The organism is Microvirga sp. 2TAF3, from assembly GCF_052114965.1.
GTDB lineage: Bacteria > Pseudomonadota > Alphaproteobacteria > Rhizobiales > Beijerinckiaceae > Microvirga.
Genome location: NZ_JBFRFT010000006.1, coordinates 138,742 through 160,572 on the forward strand (window position 1 = coordinate 138,742; position 21,831 = coordinate 160,572).

The 21,831-nt window shown below is 66.2% G+C and carries 14 protein-coding genes; 7 read left to right on the top strand and 7 right to left on the bottom strand.

The window, feature by feature from the left end; translation table 11 throughout:
• Positions 1–3 precede the first annotated feature (3 nt).
• From rsmB to purH, 3 genes are all read left to right on the top strand, one after another.
• Positions 4–1,320 (top strand): 16S rRNA (cytosine(967)-C(5))-methyltransferase RsmB, encoded by a 1,317-nt coding sequence (gene rsmB / locus AB4Y97_RS08480; RefSeq protein WP_441998588.1) that lies wholly within the window; start codon positions 4–6, stop codon positions 1,318–1,320.
• A gap of 232 nt (positions 1,321–1,552) precedes the next feature.
• Complete coding sequence (locus AB4Y97_RS08485; protein WP_441998589.1) at positions 1,553–3,319, top strand: heparinase II/III family protein; 1,767 nt, start codon at positions 1,553–1,555, stop codon at positions 3,317–3,319.
• A gap of 184 nt (positions 3,320–3,503) precedes the next feature.
• Positions 3,504–5,096: a bifunctional phosphoribosylaminoimidazolecarboxamide formyltransferase/IMP cyclohydrolase gene (gene purH / locus AB4Y97_RS08490; protein WP_441998590.1), complete on the top strand. Its 1,593-nt coding sequence runs from the start codon at positions 3,504–3,506 to the stop codon at positions 5,094–5,096.
• A 290-nt stretch (positions 5,097–5,386) separates the two neighbouring features.
• Here purH and AB4Y97_RS08495 read toward each other — a convergent pair whose 3' ends face one another.
• From AB4Y97_RS08495 to AB4Y97_RS08505, 3 genes are all read right to left on the bottom strand, one after another.
• Positions 5,387–6,820 carry an MFS transporter gene (locus AB4Y97_RS08495; protein ID WP_441998591.1) on the bottom strand — a complete coding sequence of 478 codons (1,434 nt, stop codon included), beginning with the start codon at positions 6,818–6,820 and terminating at the stop codon, positions 5,387–5,389.
• Positions 6,821–6,882: 62 nt separating this feature from the next.
• Positions 6,883–11,715 (bottom strand): NAD-glutamate dehydrogenase, encoded by a 4,833-nt coding sequence (locus tag AB4Y97_RS08500; protein WP_441998592.1) that lies wholly within the window; start codon positions 11,713–11,715, stop codon positions 6,883–6,885.
• Positions 11,716–11,896: 181 nt separating this feature from the next.
• On the bottom strand, positions 11,897–12,247 hold the full coding sequence (locus tag AB4Y97_RS08505) for a winged helix-turn-helix transcriptional regulator (protein WP_441998593.1): 351 nt from the start codon (positions 12,245–12,247) through the stop codon (positions 11,897–11,899).
• 99 nt (positions 12,248–12,346) lie between these two features.
• Here AB4Y97_RS08505 and AB4Y97_RS08510 point away from each other — a divergent pair, with 99 nt between their 5' ends.
• Positions 12,347–13,357 (top strand): zinc-binding alcohol dehydrogenase family protein, encoded by a 1,011-nt coding sequence (locus AB4Y97_RS08510; RefSeq protein ID WP_441998594.1) that lies wholly within the window; start codon positions 12,347–12,349, stop codon positions 13,355–13,357.
• 460 nt (positions 13,358–13,817) lie between these two features.
• Positions 13,818–14,198 (top strand): DUF2794 domain-containing protein, encoded by a 381-nt coding sequence (locus AB4Y97_RS08515; protein ID WP_441998595.1) that lies wholly within the window; start codon positions 13,818–13,820, stop codon positions 14,196–14,198.
• Positions 14,199–14,415: 217 nt separating this feature from the next.
• Here the strand turns inward: AB4Y97_RS08515 and AB4Y97_RS08520 are convergent, their stop codons facing one another.
• On the bottom strand, positions 14,416–14,952 hold the full coding sequence (locus AB4Y97_RS08520) for a GNAT family N-acetyltransferase (protein ID WP_441998596.1): 537 nt from the start codon (positions 14,950–14,952) through the stop codon (positions 14,416–14,418).
• A gap of 134 nt (positions 14,953–15,086) precedes the next feature.
• On the opposite strand from AB4Y97_RS08520, the gene AB4Y97_RS08525 reads away from it, so the two are divergent.
• Positions 15,087–16,607 carry an MFS transporter gene (locus AB4Y97_RS08525; RefSeq protein WP_441998597.1) on the top strand — a complete coding sequence of 507 codons (1,521 nt, stop codon included), beginning with the start codon at positions 15,087–15,089 and terminating at the stop codon, positions 16,605–16,607.
• Positions 16,608–16,717: 110 nt separating this feature from the next.
• Here the strand turns inward: AB4Y97_RS08525 and AB4Y97_RS08530 are convergent, their stop codons facing one another.
• From AB4Y97_RS08530 to AB4Y97_RS08540, 3 genes are all read right to left on the bottom strand, one after another.
• Positions 16,718–17,500: a Bax inhibitor-1/YccA family protein gene (locus AB4Y97_RS08530; RefSeq protein ID WP_441998598.1), complete on the bottom strand. Its 783-nt coding sequence runs from the start codon at positions 17,498–17,500 to the stop codon at positions 16,718–16,720.
• 225 nt (positions 17,501–17,725) lie between these two features.
• On the bottom strand, positions 17,726–20,311 hold the full coding sequence (locus AB4Y97_RS08535) for an ABC transporter permease (RefSeq protein ID WP_441998599.1): 2,586 nt from the start codon (positions 20,309–20,311) through the stop codon (positions 17,726–17,728).
• A 13-nt stretch (positions 20,312–20,324) separates the two neighbouring features.
• Entirely contained in the window at positions 20,325–21,020 is a 696-nt protein-coding gene (locus AB4Y97_RS08540; protein WP_441998600.1) for an ABC transporter ATP-binding protein, read from the bottom strand.
• An 83-nt stretch (positions 21,021–21,103) separates the two neighbouring features.
• Between AB4Y97_RS08540 and AB4Y97_RS08545 the strand changes: the two genes are divergently transcribed.
• Positions 21,104–21,763: an arylesterase gene (locus tag AB4Y97_RS08545; RefSeq protein WP_441998601.1), complete on the top strand. Its 660-nt coding sequence runs from the start codon at positions 21,104–21,106 to the stop codon at positions 21,761–21,763.
• Positions 21,764–21,831: the final 68 nt, after the last annotated feature.

Here is a 21,831-nt window from a genome sequence, read left to right on the forward strand (position 1 = left end):
ATCGTGGACCGCACCGACACACAGGCGGGCCTCGGCCCGCGCCGCCTCGCCTGGAATGCCGTCAACGAAACCCTGAAGCGGCGCGTACCCTTCGACGACGTGATGGAGGAACTGGCGCGCGACGAGCGCCTCTCCGCCCGCGACGAGGCGCTGGCACGGGCTATTGCCATCGTCACCTTCCGCCGCCTCGGCACCATCGGCTGGGCTTTGCGCGAACGGCTTTCCAAGGGCACGCGCGATGAACGCCTCCTGCATCTGCTCGCCATCGGCGCCGCGCAGATCCTGTTTCTCGATGTGCCCGATCACGCCGCCGTCGATACCGCCGTTCAGCTTGCGCAGGGCGACCACCGGCTCCGGCATGCGGGCGGCCTGATCAACGCCGTTCTGCGCCGGGTGGCGCGGGAGCGCGAGGCGATTCTGGCCACAGGCGACCCGTGGCTCGATACGCCGGGCTGGCTCGAACAGCGCTGGATCGCCCAATATGGCGAGGATGTCGCCGCGAAGATCGCCGAGGCGCATCGCTCGACCGCTTCGGTCGATCTGACGGTGAAGGCCGACGGCTCCGCCTGGGCCGAACGCGTCGGCGGGCTTCTTCTGCCAACTGGGAGCGTGCGGCTCACCGAACGTACCGCGATCCGCGACCTGCCGGGTTATGCGGAAGGTGGCTGGTGGGTGCAGGACGCCGCCGCCGCCCTGCCCGCACGCCTGCTCGCCCCGCAGCCGGGAGAGCGCATCGCCGATCTCTGCGCCGCGCCGGGCGGCAAGACCGCGCAACTGGCAGCGGCCGGTGCGGATGTGCTCGCCGTCGACCGTTCGGCCAAGCGCCTGAAGCGGCTCGATGAAAATCTCGCGCGCCTGGGCCTGAGCGCCCGAACGCGCGCCATCGATGCGGAAAAGCTCGACGAGCCGCCCTTCGACGCCATCCTCCTCGACGCGCCGTGCTCCGCCACCGGCACCATCCGCCGCCATCCCGACGTGGCCTGGACCAAGGGCGACGAGGACGTGGCGAAGCTCGCAGCCCTCCAGGCCCGCCTTCTCGACAAGGCAGCGGACCTGCTGAAAGTCGGCGGCCGCCTGGTCTATTGCACCTGCTCCCTCGAAGCCGAGGAAGGCGAGAGTCAGGCGGAAGCGTTTCTCGCCCGTCATTCCGATTTCGCGCGCCAGCCGATCGACGCCTCCGAGATCGGCGGATTGGCGGAATGCCTGACGCCGGAAGGCGATATGAGAACGCTGCCTTTCCATCTCATCCTGCCGGACAGCGACCGCAGCGGTCTCGACGGCTTTTTCGCGGCGCGGTTCGTGAAACAGCCGTCTCCATGACGTCACCGAACTTTCGGAGAGAGGCGGCGCGGCTTCAGGCGATGGGAGATATGCGCCTTAAGGTAGTATTTAGAATATTATCACATATACCTCTTCTGCACGGTTAAAACCCTGCCATCCTCCTCCAGAGACCAGGATTAATCCGTTCACGGTTACCCGATGTTAACCGAACGGCGAGCATTTCTTTCGTAAGCGATCGTTAACTTCAGTGAGATCAAGAGGAGCGCCGCGCGTGGATTGGGGGCCGGACCGCTGGCGGCTATATGGCCTCGCCTTACGCGAGACAGGCCGCGCCATGCGCGAGGCCGTAGTCTGGGGCGCGTCCAAGGTGTTTTTCGGCGCGCCGACGCCGACCCGCATGCTCTTCGCCCCGCAGGATCTGCGCACCGCCGATCCCACCATCGCCACCGATATCTATTCCGGCTTCTTCGCCTTCGCCGGCCGCGCCATTACCACGAGCGGACGCTCGCCCTTCGGCTTCGTGCCGCCGAGCCGTGCCTGGGGCGAGGCGCTCTACGGCTTCGGCTGGCTGCGGCACCTGCGCGCCGCCGGCACGGCGCTCGCCCAGGCCAATGCCCGTTCCCTGGTGGACGAGTTCGTCTCCTCCCGGCTCGGGGACCGGCGCATGGCCTGCGATACGCAGGTCATGGCAAGGCGGCTGATTTCCTTCATCAGCCAGTCGCCGCTCATCCTGGAAGGGGCGGATCACGGCTTCTATCAGCGCTTTCTCAAGATCATCGGCAACGGCGTGCGCGACCTCGAGCGCCATGTCCGCGCGGGCGTTCCGCCGCAGCAGCAGCTCATGGCCGCCATCGCGCTCTGCTATGCGGGCCTGTGCTGCGAGGGGCTGGACAAAACCCTGCGCCGGGCGACCCGCCTTCTCGTGCGTGAGCTCGACCGTCAGATCCTGGCCGATGGCGGCCACGCGAGCCGCAATCCGCGGATCCTCGTCGACCTGCTGTTCGATCTCCTGCCCCTGCGCCAGATGTTCGCCAGCCGCGAGGTCGATACGCCCGAAGCCCTGCTTCATGCCATCGACCGCATGTTGCCGATGGTGCGCCTGTTCCGGCACGGGGACGGCACCCTCTCCCATTTCAACGGCATGGGCGTAACCGCGGCCGATCATCTGGCGACGCTCCTGACCTATGACGACATGCGCAGCCAGCCGATCCATCACGCGCCGCATTCCGGTTACGAGCGCCTGGAGGCGGGATCCTCACTGCTGGTGGCGGATGTGGGCGCCGCTCCACCTCCCGCGTTGTCGTCGGAAGCCTGCGCAGGCTGCCTCTCCTTCGAGTTTTCGAGCGGCGCGCAGCGCATCGTGGTCAATTGCGGCACGCCCCGCATCGCCAACGACACCATCCTCCAGGCCTCGCGCTCGACGGTGGCGCATTCCACGGCCTCCATCAACGATGTCTCCTCGTGCCAGATCCTCAGCATCCGAGGCAGCTGGCTCGACCGGCTGGCGGCAGACTGGCTTCTGCGCCGGCTTGGCCCGGTGGTGGTGAGCGGCCCCGAGCGCGTGACGGCGGAGCGCGGCGAGCGCGATCATGTCCAGACTCTCGGGACGAGCCATGACGGCTATGCCAAGCGCTTCGGCCTGACCCATGAGCGCCGGATCCAGCTTTCGGCCGGAGGCGAAAGACTCGACGGCGAAGATCTTTTCTGGGGCGAAGGCACCTCCTCGCCCTCCCGCGAGGCGATCGTCCGCTTCCATCTCGCACCCGGCATCACGGCGAGCCGCGCCCAGGGCGGGCGGGTGGTGATGCTCGTCCTGCCGAACCGCGAGGCCTGGCAGTTCACGGCGGGCCCCTGCGAGGCTTTCGTCGAGGACAGCGTGTTTCTCGCCGTGCCGGACGGCATGCGCCGCACGCAGCAGATCGTGCTCGCCTTCCGCCCGAGCGAGACGCCCTCGGTGCGCTGGCGGTTCGAGCGCCTGGCGCGCAACTTCAACCCGAACCCGCCGCCCCCGGCGGAGCCTGCGCCGGAACAGCTCTAAAACCATGGCAGCCAATCGTCGGCGGCGGTTTCCATCCCGGCCACACCGTGCTATCGCGCCCGCACATCCTTCCGAGAGCGTTTTCTGATCCGATCGGAGAGCGTTCTCGAAACTCTTTTTGCCGCATTTTCCGACGCAGAACCGGACCCACTTCTGCTGGAAATGCCCTCATGGAGCGGCCGCCATGCCCAGCGATCTCAAGCGCGTGACGCGCGCCCTTCTGTCCGTATCCGACAAGTCCGGCCTCGTTGATTTTGCCCGCGCACTCGTGGAGCGCGGCGTGGAGCTGGTCTCCACGGGCGGTACGAAAAAGGCGTTGCAGGAAGCAGGCCTGCCCGTGCGTGACGTGAGCGATCTCACGGGCTTTCCCGAAATGATGGACGGGCGCGTGAAGACGCTCCATCCCGCCGTCCATGGCGGATTGCTCGGCATCCGCGCGAATCCCGAACATCAGGCGGCGATGCTGGCCCACGGCATCGCACCGATCGATCTCCTCGTCGTCAATCTCTATCCTTTCGAGGCGACGGCGGCGGCGGGCCGGCCTTACGACGATTGCATCGAGAACATCGATATCGGCGGCCCGGCCATGATCCGCGCCGCCGCCAAGAACCATGGCGACGTGGCGGTGGTGGTGGACGGCGCCGATTATTCCGCCGTGATCGAGGATCTCGCGAAGTATGACGGCGCGGTCACCCGCACCCTTCGCCGCCGTCTCGCGCAGAAGGCCTATGCCCGCACCGCCGCCTACGACGCAGCGATCTCGAACTGGTTCGCGACCGAACTCGGCGAGGAAACGCCGCCCTACCGGGCGCTCGGCGGCTCCATCGCCGAAGTGCTGCGCTACGGCGAGAACCCGCACCAATCCGCCGCCTTCTACCGCACGCCCGAGCAACGCCCCGGCGTCGCCACCGCGCGGCAGGTGCAGGGCAAGCAGCTCTCCTACAACAACATCAACGATACCGACGCGGCCTATGAAGCGGCGGCGGAATTTCTCCCCGAGCGCTCCGCCGCCATCGTCATCGTGAAACATGCCAACCCGTGCGGCGTGGCCGAAGGCACTACCCTGCGCGAGGCCTACGAGAAGGCCCTGCGCTGCGACCCCGTCTCGGCCTTTGGCGGCATCGTCGCCATGAACCGGCCGCTCGATGCGGAAGCGGCCAAAGCCATCGTCGAGATCTTCACCGAAGTCATCATCGCCCCCGATGCGAGCGAGGAAGCCATCGCCATCGTCGCGGCGAAGAAGAACCTGCGCCTGCTGCTTGCCGGCGGCCTGCCCGATCCGCGCCAGGAGGGTCTGACCCTGCGCACGGTCGCGGGCGGCTTCCTTGCGCAAAGCCGGGACAATGCGGTCGTCGATGCCATGAACCTGAAGGTGGTGACGAAGCGCGCCCCGACCGATCGCGAACTCGACGACATGCGCTTCGCCTTCCGGGTCGCCAAGCATGTGAAATCGAACGCCATCGTCTACGCCAAGGATGGTGCGACGGTCGGCATCGGCGCAGGTCAGATGAGCCGCGTCGATTCCTCCCGCATCGCCGCCTGGAAGGCCGCGGAAGCCGCGAAGGCCGCGGGCCTGCCCGAGACCCTCGCCAAGGGCTCCGTCGTCGCCTCCGACGCCTTCTTCCCCTTCGCCGACGGCCTGCTCGCCGCAGCCGAGGCCGGCGCCACCGCCGTAATCCAGCCGGGCGGCTCGATGCGGGACGAAGAGGTGATCAAGGCGGCGGATGAAGCAGGCCTCGCCATGGTGTTCACCGGCTACCGCCACTTCCGGCACTGACGCATTCCGGCCCTCCTCCCTCCCCCTTGCGGGGAGGGATTGAGGGTGGGGGTGGAACGACCGGGTGAGCGGGGTAGAAGAAAAGCTGTAGCGGCCTTGGTGCCACTCTGAGAAACGCGGCGCTCCGACTTTACGACCCCCACCTCCAGCTCCTCCCCATCGCAAGTCGGGTGTTCCCGACTTGCGCCAGATGAAGCGGATCTCGGGAACACCCGAGATTCGTGGGGAGGAGAGCAGGTCGCGCCTTCTCCCTGAAGGAAAGATAAAGGCTGCCCCGGAATGACGGGAAGTCACGCCCGCTTCACGCCCCTGATGAGTAGGCCGCCCACGGCGAAGAACGCGATCAGCACCGCGGGTCCCGCAGCTTGCGTGTCGAAGAACCAGGTCGCCGTCGCCACCGCGAGCGGTGCGAGGAAGGACGTGACCTTTCCGGACAGGGCGAGGAGCCCGAAATAGCGGCCGGCCTCGCGCGCCGGCACGAGCCGCGCGAGGAGGCTGCGGGAGGATGCCTGCAGCGGGCCCGCCACGGCGCCGATGACGAGGCCGAGCGCGAGAAAGATCTTTTCCGGGACGCTGCCGTAGAGCCCGTCCCCGGGAAGAGCCGGCGCCGTCGCGATGGTGAAGAAGATGTGGTCGCGGCCGAGCGAAAGCACGCCGAGGCACACCAGGGCGAGGATGACGATGGCGCCGAGGATCACGGGTTTGGCGCCGAACCTGTCATCGAGCCGCCCGCCGATCAGGGCGCCGAGCGTTCCGGTGACGGTGAGCAGGATGCCGAAGACGCCGAGTTCCGTCGCCCGCCAGCCGAACACGCCCGCGCCGTAGATGCCGCCGAACGCGAAGAGCGCGACGAGCGCATCCTGATAGACCATGTTGGCGAGAAGAAAGCGCCCGACGCTCTCGTGCCGGCGCGCATCGGCGATGGTGCTCTTCACCTGCACCAGACCTTTCCGCACGGCATCCCTCGAGCTCAGGGTCGACCGGGCGATGTCCGGCGTGAAGATGAAGAGCGGCAGGATGAAGATCAGGAACCACAAAGCCGAGAACGGCCCGGTGATGCGATCGCCCTGCCGGGTCGCCGGATCGAGGCCGAACAGGGGATCGAGTCCGAGGATGGTCTTGCCGCTTCCGGCATCGGCGGCGAGGAAGCCGAGCACGATCACGAGCGAGACGAGGCCGCCCATATAGCCGATGGCCCAGCCCGTGCCGGACAACCGCCCGAACCGTTCCGGCGGGACGAGATGGGGAATCATGGCGTTGTTGAACACCGCCGCCACTTCGACCGCCACGGTGCCCACCGCAAAGCCGAGCAGCGCGATGGGAATGGCATAAGACTCGCCGGGAGCAGCGAACCACAGGGCGAAGGACGAGGCGAACAGCACCAGACCGCAGGACGCGATCCAAGGCTTCTTCGGCCCGGTCGCATCGGCGATGGAGCCCAGGATCGGCGACAGGAAGGCCAGCACGAGGCCGGCTGCCGCGGTCGCATAGCCCCACAAGCTCTGCCCGGCCACCGGATCGGGCGCCAGAGCCGCCGCGAAAAAGGGCGCGAAGACGAAGGTGGTGACGAGGGTGAAGAAGGGCTGGCAGGCCCAGTCGAACAGGAGCCAGCCGAGGATGGCGGAGCGGGACGCGATCCGTCTCGGGCGGATCGCCTGACCGGCGGCAACGGTTTGCGCCGTCGCCGAGGGTGGAAGGGATTCCAGGACGTCGTGTTCGTTCACGGAATCTCCTTCCCCTCGCGCCCTCCCCCGGAGGGCGCCATCCTCGTTTAGCGGGTTGCCGGTCAGCCCCGCGCCAGATCGCCGAGCAGGCTCGCCGCCACGGTGACTTTCGACAGGGTCAGGCCCGACAGGACGATGTTGTCGACCGCGCTGCGGATCCGCGTGACATCGGCCCCGCGCTTCTCGCTCCAGGCCTGCACGGCCTCCGGACCCGAAGCCTCCTGCGCCGCCACTTCGGCGGTGAGGTTGCGATGGGCGGAAGCGATGCCGTCGATGGCCCGGTCGAGGGCGAGGCGGTCGAAATAATCGCTGACATTGATCTCGCGCGCCGCTCCGGTGAGCGAGCCGAGGCGGAAGACGCCTTCGAGCGCGAAATGGGTGCTGGCGATATCGAGCACCGGCTTGCCGGTCTTCTGCGCGGTCAGCACGATGTCCGGCGCGGCCACCAGATCGGGCAGGGCCGCGAGCCGGCGGGCCAGCTCCTCCGGCGTGCCCTGCTCGACGAGCGCCTTCGCGCGCGCGTCCCAGGCGGCGAGAGCATTCGGAGAGAGGGTTTTCGGCAGGCCGCGCTCCACCTCCGCAATGCCGGTTGCATAGGTGCCGATGACCGCATCGAGGGTGGTGTTGGTGAAGTCCACGTTGCGGATGAACCAGACGATCCGGTTCATGAGCAGGTCCTGCAGATCGCCGTAGAGCCGAAGCTGCAGATCGCCCGGCACGACGCCGTCGAGCGCGTCGATGGCGAGATTGAGCTCGGTCAGGCCGAAGGCATCGCGCGTCGCCGCGTAGGCCGCCGCGATCGTCGGCGCGTCCGCGCCGGTCTGGTCGACGAGGCGGGCCACGATGGTCGGGCCGCCGCGATTGATGATGGCGTTGGCGAGCTGCGTCGCGATGATCTCGCGGCGCAGGCGATGGCCGGCAATCGCATCGGGGAAGCGCTCGCGCATCTCCACCGGGAAATAGCGCTCCAGCTCCTTGCCGAGATACGGATCGTCCGGCACCGGGCTCTCGAGCAGTTCGTCGTGCAGGGAGAGCTTGGCATAGGCCAGAAGCACGGCGAGTTCGGGCCGTGTCAGCCCCTCGCCCCTGCGCGTACGCTCCGTCAGGGCCGCGTCGTCGGGGAGATATTCCACATTGCGGTCGAGGCGCCCTTGCGCTTCGAGCATATGCATCAGCCGCCGCGCAAAGCCCATATCCGCAAGGCTGCGCCGCTCGGAGAGCGAGAGCGCCAGGGTCTGCAGGTAGTTGTTGCGTAGGACGAGCTTGGCGACCTCGTCGGTCATGTCCACCAGCAGCTCATTGCGCGCCTCAGGGCTGAGACGGCCGTCGCGTTCGGGCACGGTGAGCGCGATCTTGATATTCACCTCCACGTCGGAGGTGTTGACGCCCGCCGAATTGTCGATGGCATCCGTGTTGAGATGAACCCCGGCGCGCGCCGCTTCGATGCGCCCGCGCTGGGTCATGCCGAGATTGGCGCCCTCGCCGATCACCTGCGCCCGCACCTCGGAGCCGGCGATGCGGATTGCGTCGTTGGCGCGATCGCCCACCTGCTCGTCCGTCTCGGTCGAGGAGCGGATATAGGTGCCGATGCCGCCGAACCAGAGCAGGCCGACCTGAGCCTTCAGGATCGCGCTCATCACCTCGGTCGGCGTCGCTTCCGCCTTGTCGATGCCGAGCAGGGCGCGAACTTCTTCCGAGAGCGGGATGGATTTCGCGCTGCGCGGGAAGACGCCGCCGCCTTTCGAGATCAGCGACTTGTCGTAATCCTGCCAGCTCGAGCGGGGCAGATTGAACAGGCGCTCGCGCTCCTTGAAAGCGGTTTCCGGCTCCGGATTCGGATCGAAGAAGATGTCGCGGTGGTCGAAGGCCGCGACAAGCTTCAGGGCGCGCGAGAGCAGCATGCCGTTGCCGAAAACATCGCCCGACATGTCGCCGACGCCGGCGACCGTCACCGGCTCGGACTGGATGTCGATATCCATTTCGCGGAAGTGGCGTTTCACCGCCTCCCACGCGCCGCGGGCGGTGATGCCCATGCCCTTGTGGTCATAGCCCTGGCTGCCGCCGGAGGCGAAGGCATCGCCGAGCCAGTGATGCTTTTCGGCGGAAAGCTCGTTTGCCGTGTCGGAGAAGGTCGCGGTGCCCTTGTCGGCGGCGACCACGAGATAGGGATCGTCCCCGTCATGGCGCACCGTATCGGCCGGCGGCACGACGTGATCGCCCTCGATATTGTCGGTGATCTGCAGCAGCGTACGCACGAAGATGCGGTAGCTTTCCGTGCCTTCGGCAAGCCAGGCCTGGCGGTCGCTCGGCGGCGGCAGGTGCTTGGGCACGAAGCCGCCCTTGGCACCGACCGGCACGATGACCGCGTTCTTTACCTGCTGCGCCTTGACGAGGCCGAGCACCTCGGTGCGGAAATCCTGCGGCCTGTCCGACCAGCGCAAGCCCCCGCGCGCCACCTTGCCGAAGCGCAGATGCACGCCCTCGACCCGCGGCGAATAGACGAACATTTCATAGAGCGGCTTCGGCAGCGGCAGGTTGTCCACCTTCGCGCATTCGAACTTGAAGGCGATGGTCTGGCGCGGCAGGCCGTTGCTTTCGAGCTGGAAGAAATTGGTGCGGCTCGCCGCCTCGATGAGGTTGATGAAGCGGCGCAGGATGCGGTCGTCGTCGAGGCTTGTGACGTCCTTCAGCATCCCTTCGATCTCGGCGCGGATCGACGCTTCCGACGCAGCGCGTTCCTCGGCGCTTCCGACACGCGGATCGAAGCGGGCATAGAACAGCGCGACGAGCTTCACCGCGATGGCGCTGTGGCGGGCGAGCGTCTCGGCCAGGTAATCCTGCGCATAGGGAATGCGGATCTGGCGCAGGTAGCGGCCGAGCGCGCGCACCATGGCGACATCGCGCCAGCCGAGGCCGGCCTCAAGCACGAGGCGGTTGAAGGCGTCCGATTCGGCCAGGCCCCTGAACAGGGCGAGAAGCGCCGCCTCGATCAGATCCTGGATCTCGCTGATCGCGATGGGGCCGCCGGAGGCGCGCTCCAGGGTCATGTCATGGAGCCATACCCGGTCCATGCCGGACACGCCCGAGACGACGCGATACGTCCTCTCGTTCACCACGCGGAAGCCGAGATTTTCCAGAAGCGGCACCCGCTCGGACAATGGCAGCGCCGTACCGCGCGAGAACACCTTGAGGTGGATACGGGTCTCGTCATCGCCTTCGCGCCGATAGAGATCGACCGCGCGGGGGCGGGCCTCGGAGAGCTGCTCCAGGATGCCTACGTCGACGATCGCCTGCTCGGCCCCGAAGGCTTCGCGATAGGCGGCACTGAAGGCATGGGCGTAGCGGGCGGCGAGCGCACGGGCGCGGGGGCCGCCGATGGTCTCGTCGAACTGGTCGCGCAGCGCATCGCTCCAGGTCCGCACGATGCCGGTGATGCCCTTTTCCAGGGTCTCGCGGGAGACCTGCGGCGTCTCACCCTCGTCGCGGCCGATGATGTAGTGGGTGCGCGCGAGCGGGCCTTCCGGATAGGCCGGATAGGAGGCCGAGACACGGCCCTCGTAGATGCCGGCCAGGAATTCGCCGATGCGGCGGCGAGCGTCGGTATCGTAGCGATCCTTCGGCACGAAGACGAGTACGGAGACGAAGCGGTCGAACTCGTCGGCCCGCGCCAGTGCCCGGATGCGCGGGCGCTCCGACAGGCTCATGATGTCGAGTGCGAAGTGATAGAGCGTCTCTTCGTCGATCTGGAACAGCTCGTCGCGCGGATAGCTCTCCAGCACGTTGAGAAGCGCACGGCCGGAATAGCTCGACGGATCGAACCCGGCACGGGCGATGATCTGCGCCACCTTGTGGCGCAGATAGGGCACTTCCGCAGTGGTGTTGGTATAGGCGCTGGCGGTGAACAGGCCGACGATGCGCAATTCACCCTGCAGCCGGCCGTCGCCATCGAACAGCTTCACGCCGATATAATCGAGATGGGCGCGGCGATGGACGCGGGATTTGACGTTCGCCTTGGTGATGATGAGCGCCTTCGGCAGATCGAGGAAGGCGCGGATTTCGGATGTCATCGCCACCAGTTCGCGACCGCGGCGCAGCACGCGCACGGAAGGATCCCGCAGCAGACCGAGGCCCGACCCTTCGACAGGGTCGGCCGCGGTGTCGCCCGAGGGGAGACGGTATTCGCGCAGGCCGAGGAAGGTGAAGTTGTCCTGGGCGATCCAGTCGAGGAAGGCCACCGCTTCCTTCACCTCGTCCTCCGGCAGCGGCGGCGGGTGAAGGCGATAGTTCTGGACGAGCTCGGTAATGCGGGCACGCATGCCCGGCCAGTCGTGCACCGAGAGCGCCACGTCCTTGTAAACGCGCCGCATGGCCTCGATCAGGCGGTTGCGCGCCTCCGGATCGTCGATGCGCGGCAGGTGAATATGAATGAAGCTCTCGCGCTTCACCCCCAACTTCGAATGGGCGGTGGCCTCGCCGAGAAGGCGGACGAGCGCGCCGCTCCGGTCCCGCTCGACCGCCAGGATCGGGTGCGCCACGAGAAGCGGCTCGTAACCCTCGTCGACGATCTCGGCGAGGGTCGAATCGAGCAGGAAGGGCATGTTGTCGTTGACGACTTCGAGAATCGTCACGTCCCGGCGGCGGCCCTCGCGCTCGATTTCGAGATCGAGCAGGCGAAGATCCTCACCGGCCTCGGAGCGAGGCGCCTTGAGGTGCTCGTAGGCCTCGGCAGCCAGTTCGGCGAGCGCCTGCGGCGAATAGGATGCAAGGTCCTCGGCGGGCACCCTCCCGAACAGCACGTGTGGGAAGGTTGAGGGAACATCCTTGTGTCCGGTTTCCAGCACAGCGACGGCTTGCGCCGTCAGTTCGCCTCCGCTGGTTGGCGTTTCCAGCTTCATGCGCGCATCCTCGCTTAAGGTTCGTTGCGGGGAGCGTTGGCACAGACCTGCGAAGGGTGCAACACCTGTCCGCCATTGCCTCTCCAGAAGAGCAGAAATAGGACGCTTGACCCTTCGTAACAGCCTTTTCGGCTGCTGATTTTCCAAAGAGCCGGAAAGAGCCGGAAATTCAGGGTTGGCCCTATGCGGCCTTGGCCTGGGAGGATGGTAGGTGCGCATCGCCCCAGGCCTTCAGCGCCATCAGCACCGGCTCCAAGCTCATCCCCCGCTCCGACAGGCTGTATTCCACCCGCGGCGGCACCTGGGCATAAACGGTCCGGGTCACGAGCCCATCAGCCTCCAGCTCGCGGAGCTGGTTGGTGAGCATGCGCTGGGTGACGGCCGGGATCTGACGGCGGATCTCGTTGAAGCGCAGCGTGCCCTTCAGGAGCTTGTAGAGAATCACGATCTTCCACTTGCCGTCGATCAGGTTGAGCACCCCCTCCACCGAGCACGTGCTGTAGGGGAGTTCCCGGCGGGACGGACGGGACATGACGGTATCCTTTTCTACACTATGTGCGTTTGATGTGCGTTCTTGCACGAGAAAACCGTATGCCTCAACCTCGCTCCTATAGAGCCAGGAGAGATATCCATGCGCGCCGTCGCTTACCGTGAGCCGCTTCCGATCGAAGCCGAATCGTCCCTGATCGATATCGATCTGCCGAAGCCCAGGCCGGTGGGCCGCGACCTTCTGGTCGAGGTCAGGGCGGTTTCCGTCAATCCCGTGGATATGAAGGTGCGCTCCAAGGTGCCGCCGGAGCCGGGCGCGGCGCGGGTGCTGGGCTTCGACGCGGCCGGAATCGTCCGGGAAGCCGGACCGGACGCCTCGCTGTTCAAGCCGGGGGATGAGGTCTTTTACGCCGGCGCCATCAACCGCCCCGGCACCAATGCCGAATTCCACATCGTGGACGAGCGGATCGTGGGATCGAAACCCAAATCCCTCGACTTCGCGCAGGCCGCCGCCCTGCCGCTGACCTCGCTGACGGCCTGGGAATCCCTGTTCGACCGGATCGACATACGCCGGCCGGTTCCGGGCGCGGCGAACGCCATTCTGATCGTCGGCGGGGCGGGCGGCGTCGGGTCGATGGCGATCCAGCTCGCGCGCCAGCTCACCGATCTGACTATCATCGCGACAGCCTCCCGGCCGGAAACCCAGGCCTGGTGCCGGGAGCTCGGAGCGCATCACGTGATCGACCACCGCGTCCTCGGCCCTCAGGTCCTGGATCTGGGAATCGGGGCTCCGGCCTTCGTGTTCTCGATCACCCATTCCGACACGCATTTTGCCGCCGTCGCCGAGGTGATCGCGGCGCAGGGCCGGTTCGGACTGATCGACGATCCCGCGACGCTGGACGTGACCCTGCTCAAGCGCAAGAGCGTGTCCCTGCACTGGGAATCCATGTTCACCCGCTCTGTCTTCCAGACCGCCGACATGGAACGGCAGCACGAGATCCTGAACGAGATCGCGCGGCTGGTGGATGCGGGCAGGATCCGCACCACCCTGGCCGAGACCTACGGCACGATCAACGCCGCCAACCTCAAGCGGGCGCATGCCTTCATCGAAAGCGGCAAGGCGCGGGGCAAGATCGTCCTGGAAGGATTCTGAGGTGTTTCGACGCTTGGCGCATCGTGCGGAAAAGTGGACCCGGTTTTTCGCCTACGCGGACCTTCGGTTCGCAGGGAACGATGCGCTAAGCCTCGTCCGGCGCGAATGTCTTCTGGAGCCCTTTCCGCTTTGAGGGGGGAGGGCGGAAAGGGCTCCGGAAAAGTACTTCAGATAAGAAAAGCCGCCCTGAGCAGGCGGCTTTTGCACTCGACTTGAAAACGAGGCCCGGCTCATCGAACGCCCCGGGGGCTGGGGGGCTGACGTGTCCAGGGTGGTCAACGAACCGGGCCGTCGAGGCAACAGCTCAGTTATCCTCCCGTAGTGGGGCTGCCGCGCGGCATGATTGTGGCGAGAAAAAGATTGGACTGACGAAGCCGGGAGAGATCGCACGAAACCGGGGTTGCGCGGGCCCGCCAAGAGACCCATCATCAGGATGGAATGACCGTTGGCCGGAGGATGCATGAGCGAGGGTGACATCGCGGAGCCGCTTCGCGGCAGCCTGGCGCAGAGTTCGACCCATGTGCTGCCATTTCCCGCCGCCCCGAGACGGGTATCGTTCGACCGCCTGGAACTGCAGACCATCCTCAATCTCTACGGCCGCAAGGTCGCGGAGGGCGAGTGGCGCGATTATGCGATCGACTTCCTGCCGGACAAGGCCGTCTTCTCGATTTACCGACGCACCTCCGAGGTGCCGCTCTACCGGATCGAGAAGGACCCCAAGCTCACCCGAAAGCAGGGCGCGTATTCGGTCATCGTGTCGACGGGTCTCATTCTCAAGCGCGGCCACGAACTCGGCCAGGTGCTGCGCGTGCTCGACAAGCCGCTGAAGGTCGTCTCTTGATCGGCCGCCATTCCGGCGATCGGCGCAGCCCGCGACTGCACAACATCGAGATTGCGCTAGAGCATCGTGCGCAAAAGTGGACCCGGTTTTGCGGCCACACGATGCTCTCACCAAAAGAGAAAGCATCGGATGATCCTAAAAGTGGAAGCCACTTTCAGGTCCGAGGCTTTACAGCGCCACCGGGCCTGTGAAACCAATCGGACATGAAGGGTAAACCTTAAGGGACGGGTCGCGTCGGCGGCTCGGCTGTGCCGGGTCCCAGGCTCTTCTGCATGAGAACCGTGGCAAGCCAGCGCTCATGCTTGTAGCCGATCCCCTTGAGGACGCCCACATGCTCGAAGCCCAGGCTCGCATGCAGACGGATGGAGCCATGGGATTCCTCATCGCCGATCACGGCGACCATGAGCCGGAAATCGCGGGCCATGCATTCCGTGATCAGGCGCGAGAGCAGCTCCCGCCCGATACCGAGACGGTGGGCGGCGGGCGCGACATAGATCGAATCCTCCACCGTGGAACGGTAGGCCGGGCGCGGGCGGTAGGGCCCGGCATAGGCATAGCCGAGAATCTCTCCCTCCCGCTCCGCCACCAGATAGGGATAACCGTTGTCGAGAAGGGCGGCGCGGCGGCGCGCCATCTCTGCCCGATCCGGCGGGGCGAATTCGAAAGAGGCCGTGCCATGCATCACCGCATGGGCATAGATCTCCGTGATGCTCGCCAGATCGGCGTCGGAGGAAGGGCGCACGAGGATGCTCATGGCCGTCCCGTATAAGCAGTTCCCCGGAAAGAGGGAACGGGCCTTCCGCTTCGGCTTTTGGAGCATATCAGGCAACGGGTCTCCCCTTCATCCGGACATGCTCTAACATGTCGCCGGATGGGGAGGCGCTTTGCGTGAACCAGTTCAGCCCGGACCAAGCCAAGCCCGAATCGAAATCCTATGTGGTGTGGACGGCGATCCTGGCCTCCAGCATGGTTTTCGCCGATGGGGCCATCGTTACCGTCGCCATTCCGCAGATGCGCGAGAGCCTCCAGGCATCCCTGTCTCAGATGCAGTGGATCACCAATGCCTACGCGCTCACCCTCTCCGCCTTTCTGCTCTTAGGCGGTGCCGCGGGGGATGCCTATGGCCTGAAACGGATCTTCATGATCGGCATCGCCGTCTTCGGCCTTGCCTCCCTGTGGTGCGGATTGTCGGGATCGGCCGGGATGCTGATTGCAGCCCGGACGGTCCAGGGCATCGGCGGCGCCTTGCTGGTTCCCGGCTCGCTGGCCCTGATCAGCGCCAACTTTCCGCCCAACGAGCGCGGCAAGGCGATCGGCACCTGGGCCGCGGCTTCCGGCATAGCCGCCGCGTTCGGGCCCATTCTCGGCGGCTGGCTCATCGATATCGGCCCCTGGCAGGCGATCTTCTGGATCAACGTCCCGATTGCCGTGCTGGCGCTCTGGCTGTGCTGGAAGCATGTGCCGGAAAGCCCGGTGAAGAGGGAGGCGCGCATGGATTGGCTGGGCGCGGGTCTCGTCGTCGCGTCCCTCGGCGCCCTGGCATACGGCCTGACATCGCTCGGCGAAGTGGGAAGCAGCAGGACGATGGCAATCGTGTTGGTCCTGACGGGAGCGGTCCTTCTCGTCCTGTTCGTGCTGCACGAGAGACGGGCCGAAGCTCCGATGATGCCTCTCGACCTGTTTCGCGTCCCGGCCTTCGCGGGCGTCAACGCCCTGACGCTGCTGCTCTATTTCGCGCTCGGCGGGGCGCTGTTCTTTCTTCCCACCACGCTCATCGAAGCCCATGGCTATTCGGCGGCCGAGGCCGGCTCGGTCTTCCTGCCGTTCACCCTGGTCATGGCCGTGCTCTCCCGGTCGGGGGGTGCGATGGCCGACAGGTTCGGCGTCAGGATGCTGCTGACGGTGGGACCCATCGTGACGGGCCTGAGCTTCGCGCTTCTCGTCCCCGCCGTGGCGAATGGCAGCTACTGGTTCGCGATCGTCCCAACCATGGCGCTGATGGGCTTAGGCATGGGGATCACGGTCGCGCCGCTCTCGACCACCGTGATGAACGCCGTGCCGACCGAGCGTGTCGGCGTGGCCTCGGGCATCAACAACGCGATCTCGCGGGTGGCTGGGCTCGTGGCCGTTGCCGGCCTCGGCGCCGTCGCAACGCTCGGCTTCCAGCTTTCGGCCGCGTCATCCGGTCCGACGACGGCAGTCCTGTTCGCGCAGGCGACGTTCGGGACTCCGCCCGCATCGCTCGACCATTCGATCGGCGGCTCGCTGCCCGATCTCTACGCGAAGGCGATGATCGGCGGATTCAGCGCGGTCGCCCTGATCTGCGCGGTCGCCGCCATCCTGAGCGCTTGGTTCGGCTATCGCTCGACGGCGTCCATGTCCTCGGCGCCATCTGCCGCCGAAAGTTAGCGCATCGTGTGGCCGCAAAACCGGATCCACTTTTGCGCACGATGCTCCAGGCCTAACAAAAAGCCCCGGCTTTGGGCCGGGGCTCGAAGAAACTCGGTTGTCTCTCGTGCTTAGTTGTTGCGGTTGCCCACGAGCGCGAGGAGGAACTGGAACATGTTGATGAAGTCCAGGTAGAGCTGCAGGGCGCCGAACACCGACACCTTGGCAGCTGCCTCGCCGTCGAAGTTACCGTAAAGATACATCTCCTTCAGCTTCTGCGTGTCGTAGGCGGTAAGGCCCGCGAAGATCAGAACGCCGATCACGGAAATGCCGAACTGCAGCGCGCTCGAGGCGACGAACATGTTCACGAGCGAGGCGATGATCAGGCCGAACACGCCCATGATCAGGAACGAACCTATGCCGGAGAGGCTGCGGCCCGTGGTGTAGCCCCACAGCGACAACGCGCCGAAGGCGGCCGCCGTGATGAAGAACACCTGCACGACGCTCGCGCCCGTATAGCGGATGAGCAGCGTCGAGAGCGAGGCACCCATCACCGCCGCGAAGGCGAAGAACATGCCGCGCGCGGAAGCCGCCGACATCCGGTCCATGCGGAACGAGAACAGGAAGATGAAGGCCAGCGGCGCCAGGGCCACCACCCACATCAGGGGCGTGCCGTAAAGGACGCGGCCGAACTCGGTCAGACCGACGCTGCCGATACGGGCCACGGCCATGGACGGATCGCTCGTCGTCGCGAGCATGTTCACGCCAAGCGCGACCAGGGCCGAAATCGCGAGGCCCAGGATCATGTTGTTGTAGACGCCGAGCATAAAGGCGCGCAGGCCTTGATCGACCTGTGCGGCCGTCCGGGCAAAGCCGGTGCCGGAGGCGTATTGGTTTTGCTCATACGGTTGCATCGGAGCCCTTTCTCACGGTGTCCCGTTGGTTTCCCTCGAAAAGGCTGAGAAGTCAGCCTTCGGCCGCCGCAATTTTTCGGCGACGCCTCAAATATGAGGGGTCGCCGCACCTTCTGCAAGGGGCAAGGTCAAGCTTCAACGCTTCGTGAAAAAGACTATCGAAGTCTAGTTTATCGCCGACTCTCGCCGGCGCGTCACGGAGTTCTTTTATAACCGTGCGAAGCGTTAAAGATCTCTCAAGTATAAAGCCGGCTTTTGACTCAAGATCCGCCACGTTCCCATGAGGCCAAGACCCACGCTCACCAGAACGGCCAGGGCGGATGCAAGCAATGCGCCCGATAAATCCAAAGCAAAACTTAAGTTCATCACCTGCGTGATGATGAGAGAGGCGGCCAAGGTTCCGGCCAGGAGGCCGAAAATGGCCGTTGCCAGGCCGAGTAGGCCATATTCCAGGGCATAGGCCGACACCAGCCGGGCGCGGGTGGCGCCGAGGGTCTTCAGGATGACCGCATCGTAGAGTCGTGCTCGGTGTCCCGCGGCGAGCGCGCCGGCGAGAACCAGGAGGCTTGCGACGAGCGCGATGGAGCTTGCGCCACGGATCGCCATGACGAGCTGCGAGACCACGTCGTTCACCGCGTCGAGCGCATCCTTCACGCGTACGCTCGTCACCATGGGATAAGCCAGGGCCGCGCTGCGCAGGAGGCGCGCATCCGTGGCGGCATCGGAGCCGTTCTCGAAGGTGACCGTGGCGAGATGCGTGTGCGGTGCGCCGGCGAAGGTGTTGGGCGAGAACACCATCACGAAATTGATGCCGAGCGAGCGCCATTCCACTTGGCGCAGGTTCGCGATGGTCGCGGTGATGTTGCGCCCGAGCACGTTGACCGTGATGTCGTCGCCGAGCGTGAGCCCGAGCCCTTCGGCGATCTTGGCATCGAAGGAAACGAGCGGCTTGCCCCGGTAATCTTGCGGCCACCATGCGCCCGCGACGAGGAGCGAGCCTTCCGGCGGCGTCTTCGCATAGGTGATGCCCCGGTCCCCGTCGAGCACCCAGGACACATCCTCTCTGGCCTTGATCTGGCCGACCGGCATCCCTCTCAAGCTCACGAGCCGGCCGCGCATCATCGGCACGCGATCCATCTTCGCCTGCGGCGCCTGGCCCTTGATGAACTCTTCGAAAGCATCGGCCTGGGCATTCGGGATGTCGAGGAAGAAGAAGCTCGGCGCATGCTCCGGCAGGGTTTGCTTGAGCTGGCGGGTGAGATTGGAATCGATCAGGGCCAGCGTCACCAGAAGGGTGATGCCGAGCCCCAGCGACAGCACGAGCGAGGGCGTGAGCGCGCCGGGCCGGTGGATATTGGCCAGCGCCAGACGCGGCGCCGTGCGGCGCGGACGCGGCAGGCGGCGCGCCACGGCCATGATGCCGACGGCAACGAGGCGCAACAGCGCGAAGGAGGCGGCGGCGGCCCCCACGAACATGAGCGCGATGCGCCGGTCGTAGGCCGCGAGCAGCGACAGGCCGACCAGAGCTGCAAGCACGACGGCAAGCGCCGCCAGATAGCGCCGACGCGGCCAGCGCCGCTCCGGATCGATCTGATCGCGGAACAGGCCCGAGACCGGAATGTCGTGCGCACGGCCGAGGGGAATGAGAGCGAAGGCCAGGGCGGTCAGGATGCCGTAGATGAGCGCGATGCCGAGCTCTCCCCAGGCCAGAGTCGGCCGGATCGGAATCGGCAGCAGATGGCCGAACAGGCCGGTGACGACGAAGGGCAGCGCGCCGCCGATCACAAGCCCGATGCCGATGCCGACGACCGCGATCGTGAGAACCTGCGTGAGATAGAGCGCCACCACCTGTCCGCCCGGCGCGCCGAGGCTCTTCAAGGTGGCGATAGAGGCGCGCTTGCGGTCGACGAAGCCGCGCACCGCATTGGCGACACCGACGCCGCCGACGAGCAGGGCCGTGAGGCCGACGAGGGTGAGAAATTGCGTGAAGCGCTCGATATTGCGAGCAAAGCGCGGATCCGCATTGGTCCGGGTGCGGATGTTCCAGCCTGCCTCCGGCAGAACCCGGTCCGCCTCGGCCTCGACCTGCGTGAGCCCCTCATCCGTCGACAGGGCGGGCGGCAGGGTCAGGCGATAGGTCCAGCGCATCAGGCTGCCGGGCTGGATGAGGCCGGTCGCCCTTAAGGCATCCTGCGAAACGAGGAGCCGCGGCCCGAATCCGATGCCGTCGGCAATCTTGTCGGGTTCCGAAACGAGGCTCGCCCGCAGATCGATGGTGGCGCCGCCGACCTTGACCCGGTCGCCGACCTTGAGGTCGAGCCGCGCCAGAAGGGCGGGATCCGCCGCCGCGCCATAGGCGCCGTCCCGTTCCGCGAACAGGGATGCCGGTGGAAGCTGCGGATCGGTCTCGAGCGTGCCGACGGTGGGGTAGCTGCCATCGACCGCCTTCAGCTCGACCAGCGCCGAGCCTTTCTCGCCGGCGATGGCCATGGCGCGCATGGTGGCGACGGCGGCGACCTCGCCTCTCGACGTCAGGAAGGCCCGCTCGGCCTCGTTCGCCTCCCTCTGGAGCAGGGAAAAGGCCATGTCGCCGCCCAGGATCCGGCGCCCCTCCCGCGAGATGCCTTCGGTCAGCGAGCGGGACAGGGACGAGACACCCGCAATCGCCGCGACGCCGAGCGCGATGCAGGCGAGAAAGATGCCGAAGCCGCGCAGGCCCGCGCGCAATTCGCGAAAGGCGAGACGGGGAATCAGGGGCAGGGACGATCCCCGTGGCGGTTGCTTCTTCGGGGCGGAAAGGGTGCCGTGCATGGAAAGCGCCCCTTCAGGCCGTGACCGGCGCATCGGCCTCGATGTGGCCGGAGCGCAGCCGCACGGTGCGGTCGCAGAGATGGGCGAGATTGAGATCGTGGGTGACGAGGACGAGGGTCGCGCCCCGGTCGCGCTTGAGGGCGAAGAGCAGGTCGATGATCGACTGGCCGGTGCTTTCGTCGAGATTGCCGGTCGGCTCGTCGGCCACCAGGATGGCCGGGTTCGGCACGATGGCGCGGGCGATCGCCACCCGCTGCTGCTCGCCACCGGAGAGCTGGGCAGGATAATGGTGCAGACGATGGCCTAGGCCCACCGCCTGCATCTCGGCCTCCGCGCGCTCAAACGCGTCCTTTTTCCCCGCCAGTTCCAGGGGCAGGGCCACGTTTTCCAGCGCCGTCATGGTGGGAACGAGGTGGAAGGACTGAAAGACGATGCCGATGCGGCGTCCGCGAAAGCGGGCGAGAGCATCCTCGTCGAGGACCGCGAGATCGGTGCCGTCGACGATGACCTTGCCGGAATCGGGCTGCTCGAGGCCCGCCATGGTCATCAGCAGGGTGGATTTTCCGGACCCGGACGGGCCTACGAGACCCACCGCCTCTCCCCGGCCGATATCCAGGGAAACGCCCTTCAGGATATGGACCCGCGCGGCCCCGCGCCCGAGGCTCAAATCCACATCGTGCAGCGCGATGGCCTTGTCCTGCATGCCCATTCACCCGATCTTTTCGGAAAACCCGCTTGATACGCCCGGCCTAAATTCCTGGCCAGGTTACGAACCATATGGGAAGCCTATCGATGAAGCGCCAATCCGGCCCATTCATGACGATCATCTTTGCGTGCGTCGCCGCGCTTGCCGCTCTCCTTCCCCCGGGAGCCGCCCACGCCCAAAACCGGCCGATTCGCCTCGTCGCGCTGGGCGACAGCCTTACCGCCGGCTTCGGCCTGCCGCAGGGAGCCGCCTTTCCGGCGGCGCTGGAGCGTGCCCTGAAGGCCAGGGGCCACAATGTGGAAATCGCCAATGCGGGCGTCTCCGGCGATACCGCGTCCGGTGGTCTCGACCGGCTCGACTGGTCGATTCCCGACGGCACGGACGGAGTCATTCTCGAACTCGGCGCCAACGACATGCTGCGCGGCCTCGATCCCGCCATTCCCCGTCAAGCCATCGAGACCATCGTCGAGCGGCTGAAGGCCCGCAACATTCCCGTGATGCTCGCGGGCATGGCGGCCTCGCGCAATCTGGGTCAGGACTACGCACAAAAGTTCGATTCGCTCTATCCGGACATTGCGAAGAAGCATGGCCTTGTGCTCTATCCCTTCTTCCTGGACGGAGTCGCCGGCGACGGCAGCCTCAATCTCCAAGATGGCCTTCACCCGACGGCCAAGGGGATTGAGATCATCGTCGGGCGCATCCTGCCCACCGTCGAGACCTTTCTCGCCACCCTTCCCAAGCGCTGACCCCGTCAGCGCACCACCCTGCCCTACTCTGCCTGAACGCGGCAGCCCCTGCCGCGAGGAGCCTCGCC

Bases quoted from the DNA above. Each gene is read 5' to 3' on its own strand.
- AB4Y97_RS08535 (WP_441998599.1), bottom strand. From the start codon at position 20,311: ATGCACGGCACCCTTTCCGCCCCGAAGAAGCAACCGCCACGGGGATCG.
- AB4Y97_RS08515 (WP_441998595.1), top strand. From the start codon at position 13,818: ATGAGCGAGGGTGACATCGCGGAGCCGCTTCGCGGCAGCCTGGCGCAG.
- AB4Y97_RS08545 (WP_441998601.1), top strand. From the start codon at position 21,104: ATGAAGCGCCAATCCGGCCCATTCATGACGATCATCTTTGCGTGCGTC.
- AB4Y97_RS08530 (WP_441998598.1), bottom strand. From the start codon at position 17,500: ATGCAACCGTATGAGCAAAACCAATACGCCTCCGGCACCGGCTTTGCC.
- AB4Y97_RS08505 (WP_441998593.1), bottom strand. From the start codon at position 12,247: ATGTCCCGTCCGTCCCGCCGGGAACTCCCCTACAGCACGTGCTCGGTG.
- purH (WP_441998590.1), top strand. From the start codon at position 3,504: ATGCCCAGCGATCTCAAGCGCGTGACGCGCGCCCTTCTGTCCGTATCC.
- AB4Y97_RS08540 (WP_441998600.1), bottom strand. From the start codon at position 21,020: ATGGGCATGCAGGACAAGGCCATCGCGCTGCACGATGTGGATTTGAGC.
- AB4Y97_RS08510 (WP_441998594.1), top strand. From the start codon at position 12,347: ATGCGCGCCGTCGCTTACCGTGAGCCGCTTCCGATCGAAGCCGAATCG.
- AB4Y97_RS08500 (WP_441998592.1), bottom strand. From the start codon at position 11,715: ATGAAGCTGGAAACGCCAACCAGCGGAGGCGAACTGACGGCGCAAGCC.
- AB4Y97_RS08520 (WP_441998596.1), bottom strand. From the start codon at position 14,952: ATGAGCATCCTCGTGCGCCCTTCCTCCGACGCCGATCTGGCGAGCATC.